The following is a 15,104-nucleotide window of genomic DNA, read 5'->3' as shown; positions in this document are numbered from 1 at the left end:
TGCCATGGGTCGTAACGATGAACGAATGGCGACTTTCGCTGGCCTGAAGGTGATCAGTAGAGGCGCAAAGCAATCTGCAATCTGTTCCGCTCGTGTACGGTCACCGCGAAATAATTGGCATGCTCTCAACAACGACGATCTAAGATAGTCAAATGCACCTGCCCAATTCAGACCGCCCCCTCTCCAATCCTGACGATGACAAATATGGGTTCGTGGAGCTTTCCAGTCGTCTGGCGGGTCCAATTGTCCACGCGACAACCGGCGAAGGGTTGGTCGTCGGAATTGAAGGGCAGTGGGGAGTTGGTAAGACAACCCTTCTCGAGTTTCTCGATCATACTCTTCGTCATGCGAAGATCGAAGGTTTGCGCACGATCACGCTTGCCCCTTGGCTACAAGGAGATCGAGTCGGACTGTCAACCGAGTTGTTGGCCAAACTCGGCGAGGCACTTGATGCCGAGAACAAGGAAACCCAGAAGAAGGCAAAGCAGAAGGAATTTAAGGAGACGATCGGGAGGTACGCTATTCTTGCTGGGCGGGGGAGTGCCGCAGTGCTCGATGTTGCTGGCGATCTCCTTCCCGGCGGCAGCATGGCCAAAAGGGCAACGAAGCTCGCGACTGACGCGCTTGAAAGCGTGATTGGCGGGGGGACCCTTCTAGAGTTGAAGGCCGCGATCCGGAAACGCATTGCCGATAGCGGACTGCGGTTTGTCGTTGTCATTGATGACCTCGACCGATTGGAGCCCACGCAGGCAGCGGAGGTTGTGAGGGTTGTCAGGTCTGTGGCCGACTTTCCTCGCGTCGTGTACGTCCTCAGCTACGATAGGGATGTCCTCGCCCATGCCCTTGAGCAAAGTCTCGGCGTTAAGGACGGCGCGCGGTACCTACAAAAAGTCGTTCAGCTCTCCCTACCAATGCCTGCCTTCGAGCCATTCGATCTTCGCCTTCAGCTCCGCGAGGAGTTGCTCTCCCTTTATGGCGAGTTCGAAGGAGCTTCCTCCAATAAGGTGGTTCAGGAAGACCTTGAACGCGCGATCGACAGCGCGGGAGCGTTTCTCAACACCCCGCGGGAGGTCACACTCGTCACCAACGCAGTACGCTTCGCTTGGCACGCCTCGCGGCTCGATACTTACTACCCAGATGTCTGTCGAGTCCAAATCTACAAGATCGTACGTCGCGATCTGTATGATTGGCTCGAGGGGTATCTTGGTGTTCGTTCGATACTTGTGACGAATGCGGGTCGGATCAGCGCAGTGGAGCGTGCGCGGTTCGGCACGAAGCTATACGAGGTTCTTCCAGACGACGACACTTCCTCAAACTCAATCTACACGCTTAGTGGTATCGTGCCCGGATTATCGAGGGACGAGAACGCTGAGAAACGAGTCTTCGGGGGTTCGACTGCACGCGAAGTGAACGCGATGATAGATCGCAAGCGGCTCGGGAGTCCTATCCACTCACGCGCGTACTTTGCCTTCGCTATCCCCAAAACCGTCATGAGCGACAGGGACTGGAACGCATTTCTCCATGCAGCTGGCTCCGACCGCAACGAGTTAGAGCGATTGATTCTATACTATGCGGAGACGCAACGGCCTGTAGGGGGCAGTTGGCTCCGTCATGTTCTTGATCGAATGGACGACAGCGCAATTGAGCGCATGAGCTTTGCCCAACTTAAAGGGGTTCTCTTAGCGTTCGCAAACGTAATGGACGACATTCTGCGTCTTGGGCGTCCGTGGATACCGTTCCTCGGTTCAGACGAACAGCGAGCAGCTTCGATTGCGTGGGCGATCCTTCGGCGCCTAAGAAGTGGCGACCCCGAAGGTGTGGGTGTCGTGCTCTCGGAAGCACTCGAAAATGGGCGAGCAATCAATTGGCTCGTGGGGGAGTTTATTCGCACCGAGCTCTTCGCGCGGGGTGAGGCAGGGGACGGTGGACACATTTCCAATGACCCAGTGCTGGCAAATGACGAAATCAATCGTGCGCGATCCACACTGGGGATTCGCATCGAGGAAGTCGTTTCCGATGGGAATGTTCTCGACCTTCCGAAGCCATCACGTTTCCTATGGGGGTGGCGTGACTTGAAAGGAGAGGAGGCTGTACGCGCATGGGTAGCTACTGTCATCCAGGAAGATCTGGCTTTCGTGCGGCTGCTATCAGAGCTCCGTGGGACGGTATTCAGCGACCGTGAATACCGTGTTCTAAAAGAAGATAACGTCTCAGCATTTATGAATTTCGAAGAAGCTGCGGAACGCATCAGAGCATTGGTGAGTGTGGAGGATACGGCGATCTCTCTGCAGGCTCGCGAGGTGCAGGACGCAATTGATCTCGCACGCTCGTTCTAGTCGGTGAACCGACCGACTGATCATTCTGGGTATAGATTCCGTACGCTGACGAAGCAGCTACCGGTCTCTGCCGCTCGGCGAGCTTTTTGCTCGATCACGCTGCTCACGGGAATCTGCCGCCGGAACGCCTCGCCGAGATCGAAGCCGTCCATGCACACGATGCGCTTTCCCCGCCCGAGCCCATCTTCCGAGAATCCCGAATAGCTGATGAACAGCCCGCGCGCCCAAGCCGCCTTCTGTTCGATCTTGCCGTGAAAGGTATGAAGGTCACCGACACTGACGGGCGCATTAAGCCATTTAGCTTCGAGCAGATAGACCTCGTTGGCGAGTTCGAAACTGCCATCGATCTGCTCGCCGCGGTTGCGGAATGGATCGCGGGCCCGCATGCCGAAGAGGTCGAATATGGACTTTAGCAATGCCTCGAAAAGGAAACCCCGCTCACCCGGCCCTTGCCGCCTGGTTCCCGGTCCTGCAGGCAAACGTGGAGATTGACGCGCTCGCTCTTGGGCGGCTGCATCGCGCGATTGAGCTAGGAAAGGCACACATCACGACTTACTACAATCTTGCGTATGGCCGTGCCACCGACAACGTACCTGGGTCGGAGTTCCGTGATCTGGTGCTCGCCATCGCGCGTAAGCCCGGCGGCTGCCTAGTCGGACTTCAGATAGTCTCGATGCGCCTATATGCAGACGGCAGCGCTAAGCGCCAGCCGCTGCTTGAGGTTCGCGAGGCCGGACGCCTTACATCGGCCCGTTCGGATTGGTCCTCATTCGAACCGGTTGTTACGTGCACGGTCTTCTTCTTGCTCGCTCCGTCGTTCAGCGTCGACTTTCGCTTGAAACCTCTTTCTTGCCTCGGCTAGCGGTTCGGCAAGAGCGGGGGCGATCGGGGTGTCCGCTTCTGGCGAAACCACAACCAACTGCGTGGTCGTTTTCCGACATCTTCTTTCAGGTAGCTGCAAGGGTGATGTCTGTGGGCCGATAGCCAAACTGCAAAGCGACGTCCTGTATTGGGATCAGCGCCAGACGCCGAAACGATCTTTGAGTCAGATTTCTAACCGAGGACAAACCAGCACACTGCCGCGGTAACTCCCGCTCCTAGCGCGAACGACCAATACGCGTGAGAATTCCAATGTACCATCTGCGGGCCCCTCGCGAAGGAAGAGAGCGCGGGTTGGGCAGCCAGGTCCCTGAGGATGGCTGCCGTGGACGGCTCCGTCGTGAGTCTCCCCGCGACCGCCTTGATCGCCCGCCGAGCGTCTTCACTGTCTGGGATCACGACATTGATCTGTCGCAATCCGATGGAGCGTTGATTGTTTCTGTGCCTTCGCGCACGGGCGGCTTCAGCAGTCCGCTCATCCCATGTGTAAGCGCGTATTTTTCTCAGGCCGAGGGCACGAAGCTCTCTATCATCGCGACGCACGTGCACCGTGCTCGCGGGTTTCATATCTTTCGTGGACTTCTGAGGTGCAGCCATGTCCGTCCCCGTTACTAGTAACGTTCTAGTTGCAAACTAGCAGGATCTGGTACTCACGCAACGCACGGCAGATCGCTCGATACTTGCCTTGGCTGGCCGCCCAACTGGAAAAGTCGGGTCACCTTGACGACGCCATTCCGCACATCACGGTCGAGTGGCATGACGACCGGCGAATTAGGAATAGAGTGTCCCGGCGCAACGTGCCGTTGATGGGTGGCGCGCTGGAGGCCGCAAAGGAAGCCGTCAAAGCTGCCGGCAGCGCGACGATGCTCTTCCCAACCTACGGACGTCCTAAAGGTGCGTCCTCAGCTTCTGCCTCTTTAGGCAAGCAAATGGTGGTGACGAGGCGCGACTTGAGGTGGCCAGAAGGGCGATTGAGAAGGCGCTAGCGAAAGTTGGTTAGCTTGCTACCGGTCTTGGTCGCCATCAAACCTCAATCGGTTCCTCTGAGTCACTCTAAAAACTTGGCGCCACGTGGCGTTGGGCAAGGCAAAGCTGAATGGTGCCGGCGTCCGCTTGACTAACCTCACCTCATAGGTGACATCATCCGAAGGGATCCATGCAACATAATAAGATATTGAGGGGGCAACTTGGCGACATTTGAGGAACGGTTCCTAAACAAACTCAAGGAACTCGGAGGCGCTGAAGAGGCGGTCACCAACAATGCAATGCGCGCGCAACTTGGCTGGAAGCCTGAACGTTATGAGCAAACGAAAAAATCGCTGCTCGAGAAGAAGTTGATTACTCTTGCTCAGGGTGCCGGAGGAAAGGTTCGTCTTGCAAACGGAGCCGCAGTCGCCCCCAAAGCGTTAAAGGTATTCATCTCCTATGCACATGTGGACGAGACCATCATGTTGCAACTGTTGGCGCACTTAAAGCCGATAACCAAGCTTGGCTTGGTTGACCATTGGTATGATGGCAAAATAAAGCCCGGAGAAAAATGGGCAGCTGCGATCAAACAGAAGCTAAATGAGGCAGATATCGTCTTACTCTTGATCAGTGTTGACTTCATCAATTCCGAATATTGCAATGAGGTGGAACTGAAGGATGCGCTAAGCCGACATGCTCAGGGCTTAACGGAGGTGATCCCGATCATAGCTCGAAACTGTCTCTGGCATGATGAAGCGTTTGGGGAGCTTCAAGCTCTACCCAAGAACGGCCAAGCGATAACGAGTTGGGCGGACCGGGATGACGCCTTGACTGAGGTTGCCAAAGCAGTGCGAGCAAGAGCACAGGACTTGATAGGCAAGAAGGTCAATTAAGGCCGAATGTGCAACCTCTACAACCTCACCACGTCGCAAGAGGCCATCCGCCAGTGGACCAGCACCTTGCGGGACATTTTGGGCAACCTTGAGCCGTCCATTGACATCTATCCCAACCGGCCTCCCGGTCCTGTAGTTCGCAATGCGTCGGACGGGCAACGCGAGCTTGCCAATCTGCTGTGGGGGATGCCGACGCCTGTAGAGCATGTGAAGGGCAACGCCGATTACGGCACCACCAACGTGCGCAAGACCCACCTTGCCTATTGGCAGCAATACCTTGGCGTAGAGCATCGCTGTGTGGTTCCAGTGACGAGCTTTGCCGAGCCGAGCCAAGAGAAGAATGACAAGGATCCCGAGACGGGTGTTCAGCGGAACTACTGGTTTGCCTTGAACGAAGACCGTCCACTGTTCTTCTTTGCGGGCGTTTGGACGCCTTGGCATGGGGTGCGCAAGGTGAAGGACGGTCCCGGCGATCACGAGGTCTATGGGTTCTTGACGACCGAGCCTAACGCCCTCATCAAGCCGATCCACGAGAAGGCCATGCCGGTGATCCTGAGGACGCAAGAGGAGACCGAGACGTGGCTGACAGCGCCGTGGTCGGAGGCAAAGCGGCTACAGCGCACGGCGCCGGACGACGCCCTTGTGATTGTCGAGAAGCCCGCCACGCAGATCAAGGTTCCGCAGCAGGCACCGGCTCAGGGCTCACTGTTCTAGGCCGGGTGGGAACAGGCACACTTCGCCAGCAGTTTTGTTGAAACTAGTGACGGAAACGGTAAACGCGTGCCAGCTTGTTCGGCACCATCATCAGTTCATCCGCAGTTGTGAAGCCAGCATTGCGGCCCATGTCAATCCAAGTCGTGGCCGTCTCAGAATAGTCGGACGCACGACAGTGGCTCTCGAAGGCCGCGAACTCCTCGTCCGAGATCGCTCCCCAATCCGGCCGTAGCTGATGAAATCGCTCCATCCATCCGTCGCGGTCCTCACCCTCAAGGCGCGTCGGCTCCCAGATCAAGAAAAGACCACCCGGTGACAGCAGGCTGTTGATTTTGCGCATAAAGGCCACCTTATCCTGTGCAAGGAGGTGGTGCAGTGACTGGCCAATCCAGACAACGTCGAGCGGGCCCTTCCAGCGATCGATGGCCGCTACGAAATCCTCGCAGCGCAGTTCGACCGGACAGGTGAGAGCGGCAAGGGCTTTCTTCGCAACGTCGAGCGACGGTTGAGATATGTCAATGCCAACGTAGCGTGAGACGTTACTGCCGGCCAATGCGGCTGCCGACCTGGGAGCGGTGCCGCAGGCGAGATCGGCAAAGACGAAGCCATCGGCAGCCTCATCGAGCAGAACTCGGCGCAGCATGTCATGGACCTCCCTGTGGGCCATGTAGTTCGCCGCTACAACCTTCTGGTATGTGGCAAGACCTTTGGCGAATAGTTCCTGGTCGGACTTCATAGACCCTCCTTATGACGAACATTTCGCATGCCGGAAGTGCTGCGCTCAGTAACTTCGGACGCCAGTCCGATTGCCGCTGGCCAGAGGGTCAGGGCCACTTGTCTATTAGTTACAGCTCAAAGACTGTCCCCCTCTTGTCTGGAGCAGTCAATCTCTATCGCCTGGACGTGACCCGAGAAGGCGTCGCCTTGGCAGGGTCGAAAGCAGCCGCCATCATCCCTCGTCCCGCCAGACCACCCGCCGCACGATCCTGATTTCTGCAAGCCGCGTAACCCGAATGCCCTGCCGTTCTCGGGCTGACGGGTTTTGCGTCTCGGCAAGTATGTACTCGTTCTTGCCACACCGTCTGCAGCTCATTTTGCCTCCCACCAGCTCGGCCTCAATGTCCCCAAAGATCTCCCTCAGGTCACCCGGTAGGTACCAACGCTTGACGTTGCACAGCCCACAGCGGACCAGCACAAGCTGCCCTATCTCATGGGCATTGCTGAGCTTCCATTCGCCGCCGCGCTTTCGTCTTCCACCAGTGTCAGGCATGACCCAAAGTAGGAACTCATTCCTCTCCCGGTCAATCCGCTCTTGACATTTATGTTCTCTTTTTGTTCACTGTTGGCCATGCAGCGTTTGGAGTGATCGCCATGGACCACATTGTGACACTGGGCAGCCGGCAAGAGGCTGCCCTTCAAGCCGTCGCCGACAAGTTCGTTGCCGTACACAAGGGGGACGTGATGAAGGCGCTCAAGGAAATGATCGTTCTCAACGGGCGGCTTCAGGACCAGCTTGACGCGCTCACCACGCCGCGCCGCGCGACACGCTAGCAGGGACCGCAATGGCCACGATGCACCTAGACGCTGAATCGAAAGCTGAATTGCACTCCGAAGCAGAGAAGCTCATCGCCCGCTACGAAAGCCCCCTTGAGACCGTGAAGGCGCTTATGGCCTACAACTGCGAGCTTGAGACCCAAATCCTTGCGCTCGCTCACAGGTATCCGGGGCTCGTGGCGATCAGCTTCGACCCTACGCCGCCTGTGTTGGGGTGAAAGTGGCGGGCGCTCGATGCATGACCTTATCTCTTTCATTCAGAGTAACTCTGCGCTGGTGGTGGCCAATCCAGCAGCCTTTGCCACCTTTGCTGTGCTGTGCGGAGGCGACGGATTTGCCGTTGGACGCTATTTCTTGACGGAGCGCATTGCCAATTTGGAAAGCCGAATTGCGCGACGCGACGAGGAAATCACAGACCTGAAGGCCAAGCAGAAAGCCCCAGAACTGGAGGTCCCATTGGTGCCTCTATTCGAGATGGCCGAGGTTCTTCCCCCTGCACCGCTCAACTTCAACCGGCTTCTAGTCCAGCGGAAAGAAGACCTACATGTCGGATAACTTGATGCCTCAGCAAAAGACGCCCAAGCTAATAGTCGTCACCGCCTTCGACCGCGATGAGACCGGCGACCTTCAGCCTGTCTTTGGGCCTGCCGAGCAGCAGACGGAAGATCGGGCGATAAGGACCGCGAAAGGCTTGGCGGGGAAACATGCCGGTGTCATTGCATGGTCGCGTGATGCGAACCCCTCGCTTGGTGAATACGGCGAACCGACGACACTCTTTGTAGGCGGCGACGTGCCTGACATGGAATAGTGGCTCAAGCCTTCTCAGCCGCACCGACCAACTTCCCTTCCTCCATAGCAGCGAGCCTGAAGCACCTCCTGACCTCCTGAGGTGTTGCTTGGTCAGCCAGGGCGGCCATGCAGGCGCGCACCGCTTGGTTCCATTTGGGGCCACGTTTGGTCCACTGAAGGAGATGCTCGGAGGCTGCCTCGACGGTGTTGACCATGTGGGTCATACCCGTCTGTTCGCCGCTAACAGGGACGGGAGGGGAGAACCAATGGGTTGGCGGAAGGCGCGCCGATGATGGATGAAGATTGCTCGGGCCATGATGCGCGCCGGTCGGACGCGCCACCTTTCGGCAGCGGGCCAAGGTCATGGAGTGCTGGGATCAACCAGCATAGCGGCGGAGGGGTTGATTGCCTAAATGTCCAGCAATCGTTCAAGAAAATTGGAGTATTTCTTGGTCAAGCTGTCGAGCTCCTTCGCAGCTTCCAAGGCTGAAATTTTCCCATCGACATGACGCTTCCGAATCTCGGCAGCGGATTCCCTCAACTCTTCGAGTCGGCGCGAGTGTCTGGAGGCGGGCGGCAAATTTCCAATATTCTGCATCGAAGCAGCCATCTTTGTGCCCTTTATATCAGTTCGTTGATGCGACTGAGAACAGGCTCACACGTAACTACTAGCACACTTGATCGGTTCCCGTAAAATGCATACGGGCGAGGACTATCAATCGAGATAAACCCTCGGATCTTTTCATCCGCCTCCCCTCGCCGAGTCACCACCGGAATCATAAAGATCGAACGATAGTTCACCGTAGTTTGCGTGGGGCTTACCATGCTTTTGCCCCCGAATTTTTTCAAATCATGCACCACTCGGGGTTCGGTGCCACGCTTGCATGCGTGAAATCCCATCAAGTGCGTAGCGTCGAACTCCCTATTTGTCGGACGCTCGTTTCCTGGATTTCTATGCCTCACCTTCATCCGAGTGGTGCTATTGCCCGCAAAAAGTACGAGGGAGACTGAGATATCTCCCTTCTTTGAGCGCGTAACCAAACGAGCATAGTTCTCCAAAATCCCCAAGCAAGCTCTGATGGCGTCATCTCTATCCGCTTGGCCAACTGCACGTCCCCCCTTCATGCCGGTCAGCAAATCGCCAAGTCTAACCATCAGTTCGGTTTGAGCCTGGCCCGTGCCGGATGATTTCTCTTGGGAAAGGCGGTCGAGGACAGTGACAACCGAATTCGCCAAAAAGATAGCGGCTGCCGTTACAGCTGCTGTAGCAGCACCAACAGACCCATAAAAAAATGCGACTGCGGGTGCAGATGATGCCAGGCCAGTCTTCGCTAGCCAGTGGGTCATCCCTATTACTCGGAAGCCGCGCGGAATCCGGTTGTAATAGAAGCCCCAAGCATAGCGCTTAAATCGGTAGCCGCGTCCATAGCCGTCCGAAAGCCAAAGCTCTATCGGCTGGCTGTCTTGCGATGTTGCCAATGCTTTGGGCAAAGTAAAATTGATTCCCGTCCCTGACGGACTTTTATTTCTACAAACAAAACAGCGCTAGCAAAAAGATTGGGTTCCACAGGAATCGCTATTTCGGCACTTCAGTTTGTCTGTGTCCTATGTTGCCTCGTCCAGCCGCAAGGGCCGCGCTCCGCTGCAGCCGGGTTCAGCGATCACCCGCCGCGCAGCACGCGTCAGATGTCTGACCAATAAGGCGGTGACGAGCGATGCCAGTGCCGCAAGCGTGTACCGATCGTGTGCAGCTGCATGGCTGCCCCGATCTGCCCATGGACGACCCCCATATTTTCGATTGGAAAAATGTGCGCAATTGGTTCACGGCGGTACGTGGAGTCGACCGGACCAGGTCTCGAGACGCACCCTTTGGCCTAGAGTTGAAATGTGATTTTGTGGTCGGCACCAGACAGGTTACGCTGCGTCATCAACGAATGAGGAGAAGACGATGAAAACTTTCCTCGCTGTCGCTGTCGCTGTCGCTGCCGCGCTGGGCCTATCCTTATCTGCCGCTTCCGCGGATTGCCCCGGACATTCGAAGGTACAGGCATCGGCATCGGTCGACACGCAGACGAAGACAGCGAGCGTCGACAAGGCCGACACCTCGACATCGGCAGAGATCAAGAGGGAAGTTCCGCCGAAGACCGAATGACGGCACGGTCCACGTGTGACCCCTCGAAAACACGACCGATAGCTGCGATGCTCCTCTTGGGCGACGGGCTTTTCCGCTATAATGAACCCGGCGAAGAAAGTTTGGATGTTACACCGATCTGCATTCTTAAGGACCGGACAGTTTCAACGTTCAGGATTCCAGGAACACGTTACAGGATTCAAAAAATTGAAACTTTGTGTGAAATAGAAGGACGATCTTCCGGCCTTGTAGTCCTCACTCCGGTACAGGTCGAGCAGAGTCTCGCACAGGTTCACCAGCCCATCGGCCTCAGTATCCGTGCTGATGCGCAGACTGCTACCGCCCGTGGCGTGACGGAACAGTTCCTTGTGTTCGTCGCGGACTTTCCCGGTCAGGCTACGCACGATTGAGCTATCATGGTCGAAATCGAAAATCGTCAGTTCGGATTCGAAGGGGAGCTGCGCGCGCTGGCGCTTAGCGGCTCCAGGATCGAGCGTATCGGTGTTTTTTAGTTTGAGCGGTCGAGGCTGTTCAGCGTGATCCGAAGCCCGAAGTCATATTCGTAGCTCGAGTCGATGAGGTTATGAGCGACGTGGCCGAATGATAGCGCGAAGCATCGGTTACTGACCGGCAGGAACACAAGCGCACCCTTTGTTACGTGCATCAGGTTCTTGTCGACGCCGAAGTATGACTTCCACCAGGGTGGGCGCGGGTCGCTATCAAGCACGAACAGCGTTGCGCCCTCCGGCAAGCCCTGCGCGCCGATATCGTCATCGAGCGCATGATCCTCGCGCAGCGCATTCGTCGCGTCGAAACCTTCCTTGAGAAGGTAAATTGAGAGAGACCTGCTCTTTGCCATGCGGCCCCCCCGGCGCGCGATCAAGGATCCGTTTCTTCTAGCTGAGGTAACAGAAAGGACACGGGAGGGCATGTCAATGACGAACGACCGGAGCAGAAGTATGGGCAGGGCTTTCACCAAACGCATCTTCTGCAATTGCGTCTCATGTCACGGAATCCTTGTGTTCTGCAACGTGATCCGACGACTTCCTAGTCACCGCTGCTGGCGGCGATGCTGGTCGTCGCCGCTCAGGATGTTCTAGCTTCAGGAGGTTTAGAGCCTTGGGCAGCGGCGACGACCTATATCGTTATGATGGCTTTGCTCTTCTTATACCGACCCTACCTGCCTTATTAAGGATTCTATAGACCGCGCCATTACTGAGGGCTAGTTGCTTGGCTATCCGCTTGTGCCCAAAGCCCGTTGTGTGGAGCCGGATAATCTCTTCTGACTGACGCTGAGCAGGCGTGCGCCGCTGGAGATCAGACCGTAACAGATTGATATCCCACCATAATTCGATGTTCTTAGTTCTATCCCGCTTCACCCGCCAGTTTTTCAATAAAACTGATAAAAATCAATTCGATAGAAAACTGTTACGCGGAGGCCCACCTTAAGTCCCGCCAATAGGCTGTTCCGCTTTGAAGTGCGGGGCCAAGCTGCTGAGGGACCCAACTTTTCCCTGTTGCGGACTCAGGCACGGCTGGCATACTTCACCTTGCCCCACTGACTGCATTGAGGACACAAAGGGCGGAGATAGGCCAACTTGTCGCCCGGAATATTTCCGGAACTGGTGATCGTCAGGCTGCCGCCCTCGAAACCCTCCAAGCTGTAGGATTCCCAAGTGCCGCTGAGGGGCTGAGCGTCTTCTCGTAGTTTCAAATACCCGGTGCGACCGCATTCGCAAACCAGCTTTTCCCGCAATACAGTTGAGAGCACTTAGGACGCCTTCCGACGATACAGCGAACAGGCCCGATGCTACCATGGACGTTTGCTATTCGGGTTTCCCGCACTGCCCAAGCTACCGGCATATTAGCGATAGCTCAACTAAGACTGAAGTCCCCTAAGCCCTCTCTCGAAGGTCGGCTTCCACTCGCGATTGCTCCTGCGGTCTGTATCATTTTAATACAATCCTCAATTGCTAGACTCGCGCGGTGAACCGGCAGCTAGTTGATCTCCGTCGGTGCCAAAGGAGGGAAGCGCCCGCGCCGATTTGGGGAGGTAACGATGTCTGTGCAAAAGGAAGACTATCGAACGAACAGAGCCGACTACGCGATTGCTACGAAGCTGGGCCAAGCGACCACTGATGACGGCGATCGAGCTGAGCTACTGGCAATAAAAAAGAAGTCCCTTTGGCTGAAAGATCAGCGATCCGCCAGATTGTGCGCACACCCGGCGGAAAGCTCGCCAGGACCGAAAGGCCGACCGCGCGGTTAAATTAGCTGAATATATCGCCCCTGCAGGATTGCGGAACGCATGGGAGGGAAGGGTGCGCGTCACAAGTCTGTTTTTCCTATAAGCCGGCCCCACGATGCCAATTGTAGCCTTCGCTCAAGGCGAAGTATCGGTCGAATGAGGGTTGTTTCAATTAGCATGCGCTGAAATAGTTCCGAATAAATAATTCTGCGGCAAATCCCGAAGCGGTCGAAGGGGTTCGATAGAAAACTGTTACGCGGAGACCCACCTTAAGGCCCGCCAATAGGTTGTTCCAACGTTGGCACTGATAACAGTTTCGACCCTCGGCCTAGTGCAATCTTTTTCGGTCTGTCGAGTGCACGTCTCACCTACGGTTCGCAGCCGCCCCTAACAAGGAGGTGCTTCCCGCCGGCCATTGCGTTCTGCCCATCGAGCGAATATGCTTGTTGTACGATCGTTCAACAAGCATATTTGCGAAGCCCCGATGCCGTGTAATCCCAGCTATGAAATCCTGTTCGAGCCGATGCGGATCGGGCCGGTCACTGCGCCGAACCGCTTCTACCAGGTGCCGCACGCCAGCGGCATGACCAACGCGCTGCCGCGCGTTCGCGCCGCCTTTCGCGAAGCCAAGGCCGAGGGCGGCTGGGGCGTGATCTGCACCGGCGCCTGTTCGATCGATCCGAGCTCGGACGATTCACCACTGCCTTTCGCCACCCTTTGGGATGACAACGACATCCGCGCCCATGCGCTGATGACGGAGGCTGTGCACCGGCATGGCTCGCTTGCCGGCGTAGAGCTCTGGCATGGCGGCGCATCCGTCATGAACAGGACCAGTCGCTTGCCGCCACTGTCGCCGTCGGGAATTCCCTGGATGGCCACGCATGTCGGCTTCATGGGCAATTTGCGGCCGAAGACCATGGACAAGGCCGACATACGCGAAGTGCTGCGATGCCAGGCGGAGGCGGCACGCAAGGCGCGTACGGCCGGCTTCGACGTGGTCTACGTCTATGCCGGCATGGGCTATCTCGGCTACGAGTTCCTGCTGCCGGAATACAATCATCGCACCGACTGTTATGGCGGATCGATCGAGAACCGGGTGCGCTTCGTGCGCGAGATGATCGAGGTCACCAAGGATGCCGTCGGCCAGGATTGCGGCGTCGCGCTGCGCGTCAGCCTCGAGGAACTGCGCGACCGGCCCGGCCGCAACCAGCCCTCCGAAGCGCACGAGCTGGTCGAACTGCTCGCCGACCTGCCGGACCTCTTCGACGTCAAGATGGATTCCAGCCCGACCGACTGTTCGGCATCGCGCTTCAGCGGCGAAGGCAGCCACGAGCCGGTGATCGATTTCGTCAAATCACTGACCAAAAAGCCGGTGGTCGGCGTCGGCCGCTTCACCTCGCCCGACACGATGGTGTTGCAGATCAAGCGCGGCGTGCTCGACTTCATCGGCGGCGCACGGCCGTCGATCGCCGACCCCTTTCTGCCGGCCAAGATTCGCGAGGGCCGCGAGGCCGAAATCCGCGAATGCATCGGCTGCAACATCTGCATTTCGAGCTGGCATGACGGCGTGCCGGTGCGCTGCACCCAGAACCCGACCGCCGGTGAGGAATGGCGTCGCGGCTGGCACCCCGAACGCACCGACCGTGCCGACAGCCCGGAGCGCATCCTGATTGTCGGCGGCGGGCCGGCCGGGCTGGAATGCGCGCTGACGCTCGGCCGCCGCGGCCATGAGGTGACGCTCGCCGACAGCAGCCGCAGCTTCGGCGGACGTCTGGCCTTCGAAAGGACGCTGCCCGGTCTGTCGGCCTGGAACCGCGTCGTCGACTACCGCCTCGGGCGCCTCAACGAGATGGGCAACGTCTCGCTCTATCCCGAGAGTGTCTTGGGCGCTGACGAGATCATCGAGCTGGCGCCGGACCGCGTGGTGCTGGCGACCGGCGCGCGCTGGACCGACATGCTCTATTCCTCGATGGAGATTCCGGTCGGCCGGCTCGACCATCCCGGTGTGTTCACGCCCGACGACATCGCTGCTGGCCGCCTCCCGCAAGGGCCGACGCTGGTCTTCGATTTCGACAATTATTACATGGGCGGCGTGCTGACCGAGCATCTGGCCGCACAAGGCATTCCGGTCAGCTATGTCACACCCGCCGGTCAGGCTTCCGCCTGGACGATCATGACCAACGAATTGCCGCTGGTGCACCGGGCGCTGGCCCGGCGCAAGGTGCCGGTGACGACGCTGCATCTCTTGAAATCCTTCGACGGCGAGACGGCAACGCTGGCGCATCTGTTCACCGGCGAAGAGGTCCGCGTGGCCTGCCGCTCGGTGCTGATCGTCGGGCTGAGGCTGCCGCGCGGCGAGCTGTTCGAGGCGCTGACGCTACGGGCGGACGCGCTGGCGGCTGCCGGCATCCGCAATGTCGATCGCATCGGCGACACGCTGGCCCCAGGCGCCCTCGCGCATGCGGTGCATAGCGGCCACAAGCTTGCTCAGGAGATCGGCACAAAAATCCGCTGGCAGCCTTACCGCCGCGATACGCCCATCGTCGATGCAGTGGCGGATTTCGATATGCGCACGGCTGCCGAATAGGAGAAAA

14 protein-coding genes and 1 pseudogene are annotated in these 15,104 nt (G+C 57.7%); 9 read left to right on the top strand and 6 right to left on the bottom strand.

The features are described 5' to 3' along the window. Positions 1-152 precede the first annotated feature (152 nt). Positions 153-2,336, top strand: a complete 2,184-nt coding sequence (locus H0241_RS10480) for a KAP family P-loop NTPase fold protein (protein WP_181057350.1) — start codon at positions 153-155, stop codon at positions 2,334-2,336. 20 nt (positions 2,337-2,356) lie between these two features. Here the strand turns inward: H0241_RS10480 and H0241_RS10475 are convergent, their stop codons facing one another. After that, positions 2,357-2,752, bottom strand: a complete 396-nt coding sequence (locus H0241_RS10475) for a hypothetical protein (protein ID WP_328824647.1) — start codon at positions 2,750-2,752, stop codon at positions 2,357-2,359. Positions 2,753-4,402: 1,650 nt separating this feature from the next. On the opposite strand from H0241_RS10475, the gene H0241_RS10470 reads away from it, so the two are divergent. Together H0241_RS10470 and H0241_RS10465 are read left to right on the top strand one after the other, a co-directional pair. Continuing rightward, entirely contained in the window at positions 4,403-5,074 is a 672-nt protein-coding gene (locus tag H0241_RS10470) for a toll/interleukin-1 receptor domain-containing protein (protein ID WP_181057348.1), read from the top strand. A gap of 6 nt (positions 5,075-5,080) precedes the next feature. After that, complete coding sequence (locus tag H0241_RS10465) at positions 5,081-5,788, top strand: SOS response-associated peptidase (RefSeq protein ID WP_181057347.1); 708 nt, start codon at positions 5,081-5,083, stop codon at positions 5,786-5,788. 43 nt (positions 5,789-5,831) lie between these two features. Here H0241_RS10465 and H0241_RS10460 read toward each other — a convergent pair whose 3' ends face one another. Continuing rightward, entirely contained in the window at positions 5,832-6,524 is a 693-nt protein-coding gene (locus H0241_RS10460) for a class I SAM-dependent methyltransferase (RefSeq protein WP_181057346.1), read from the bottom strand. A 635-nt stretch (positions 6,525-7,159) separates the two neighbouring features. Between H0241_RS10460 and H0241_RS10455 the strand changes: the two genes are divergently transcribed. From H0241_RS10455 to H0241_RS10440, 4 genes are read left to right on the top strand one after another with little or no spacing between them, the layout of a single operon-like run. Further along, positions 7,160-7,339: a hypothetical protein gene (locus tag H0241_RS10455; RefSeq protein ID WP_181057345.1), complete on the top strand. Its 180-nt coding sequence runs from the start codon at positions 7,160-7,162 to the stop codon at positions 7,337-7,339. Between the two features lie 11 nt (positions 7,340-7,350). Further along, positions 7,351-7,560: a hypothetical protein gene (locus H0241_RS10450; protein WP_181057344.1), complete on the top strand. Its 210-nt coding sequence runs from the start codon at positions 7,351-7,353 to the stop codon at positions 7,558-7,560. 16 nt (positions 7,561-7,576) lie between these two features. Beyond that, positions 7,577-7,897, top strand: a complete 321-nt coding sequence (locus H0241_RS10445; RefSeq protein WP_181057343.1) for a hypothetical protein — start codon at positions 7,577-7,579, stop codon at positions 7,895-7,897. Beyond that, positions 7,887-8,150, top strand: a complete 264-nt coding sequence (locus tag H0241_RS10440; protein WP_181057342.1) for a hypothetical protein — start codon at positions 7,887-7,889, stop codon at positions 8,148-8,150. The genes H0241_RS10445 and H0241_RS10440 overlap by 11 nt, the downstream gene beginning before the upstream one ends. 4 nt (positions 8,151-8,154) lie before the next feature. On the opposite strand, the gene H0241_RS36125 is transcribed toward H0241_RS10440, so the two are convergent. Genes H0241_RS36125 through H0241_RS10425 form a run of 3 tightly spaced genes read right to left on the bottom strand, consistent with a single transcriptional unit; the run spans position 8,155 to position 9,622 of the window. Then, complete coding sequence (locus tag H0241_RS36125) at positions 8,155-8,496, bottom strand: DUF982 domain-containing protein (protein WP_181057341.1); 342 nt, start codon at positions 8,494-8,496, stop codon at positions 8,155-8,157. Positions 8,497-8,540: 44 nt separating this feature from the next. Further along, positions 8,541-8,741 (bottom strand): hypothetical protein, encoded by a 201-nt coding sequence (locus H0241_RS10430; RefSeq protein ID WP_181057340.1) that lies wholly within the window; start codon positions 8,739-8,741, stop codon positions 8,541-8,543. Between the two features lie 11 nt (positions 8,742-8,752). Continuing rightward, entirely contained in the window at positions 8,753-9,622 is an 870-nt protein-coding gene (locus tag H0241_RS10425; protein WP_181057339.1) for a hypothetical protein, read from the bottom strand. 457 nt (positions 9,623-10,079) lie between these two features. Here H0241_RS10425 and H0241_RS10420 point away from each other — a divergent pair, with 457 nt between their 5' ends. After that, positions 10,080-10,283 (top strand): hypothetical protein, encoded by a 204-nt coding sequence (locus H0241_RS10420; protein ID WP_181057338.1) that lies wholly within the window; start codon positions 10,080-10,082, stop codon positions 10,281-10,283. 143 nt (positions 10,284-10,426) lie between these two features. Here H0241_RS10420 and H0241_RS36355 read toward each other — a convergent pair. Continuing rightward, positions 10,427-11,121: pseudogene (locus H0241_RS36355) on the bottom strand (DUF6119 family protein). Between the two features lie 1,873 nt (positions 11,122-12,994). On the opposite strand from H0241_RS36355, the gene H0241_RS10405 reads away from it, so the two are divergent. After that, positions 12,995-15,097, top strand: coding sequence for an oxidoreductase (locus tag H0241_RS10405; protein ID WP_181057336.1), 2,103 nt, complete (start codon positions 12,995-12,997; stop codon positions 15,095-15,097). Positions 15,098-15,104: the final 7 nt, after the last annotated feature.

This window comes from Mesorhizobium neociceri (assembly GCF_013520985.1).
Lineage (GTDB): Bacteria > Pseudomonadota > Alphaproteobacteria > Rhizobiales > Rhizobiaceae > Mesorhizobium > Mesorhizobium neociceri.
This window is presented reverse-complemented; position numbering and strand designations above follow the sequence as displayed.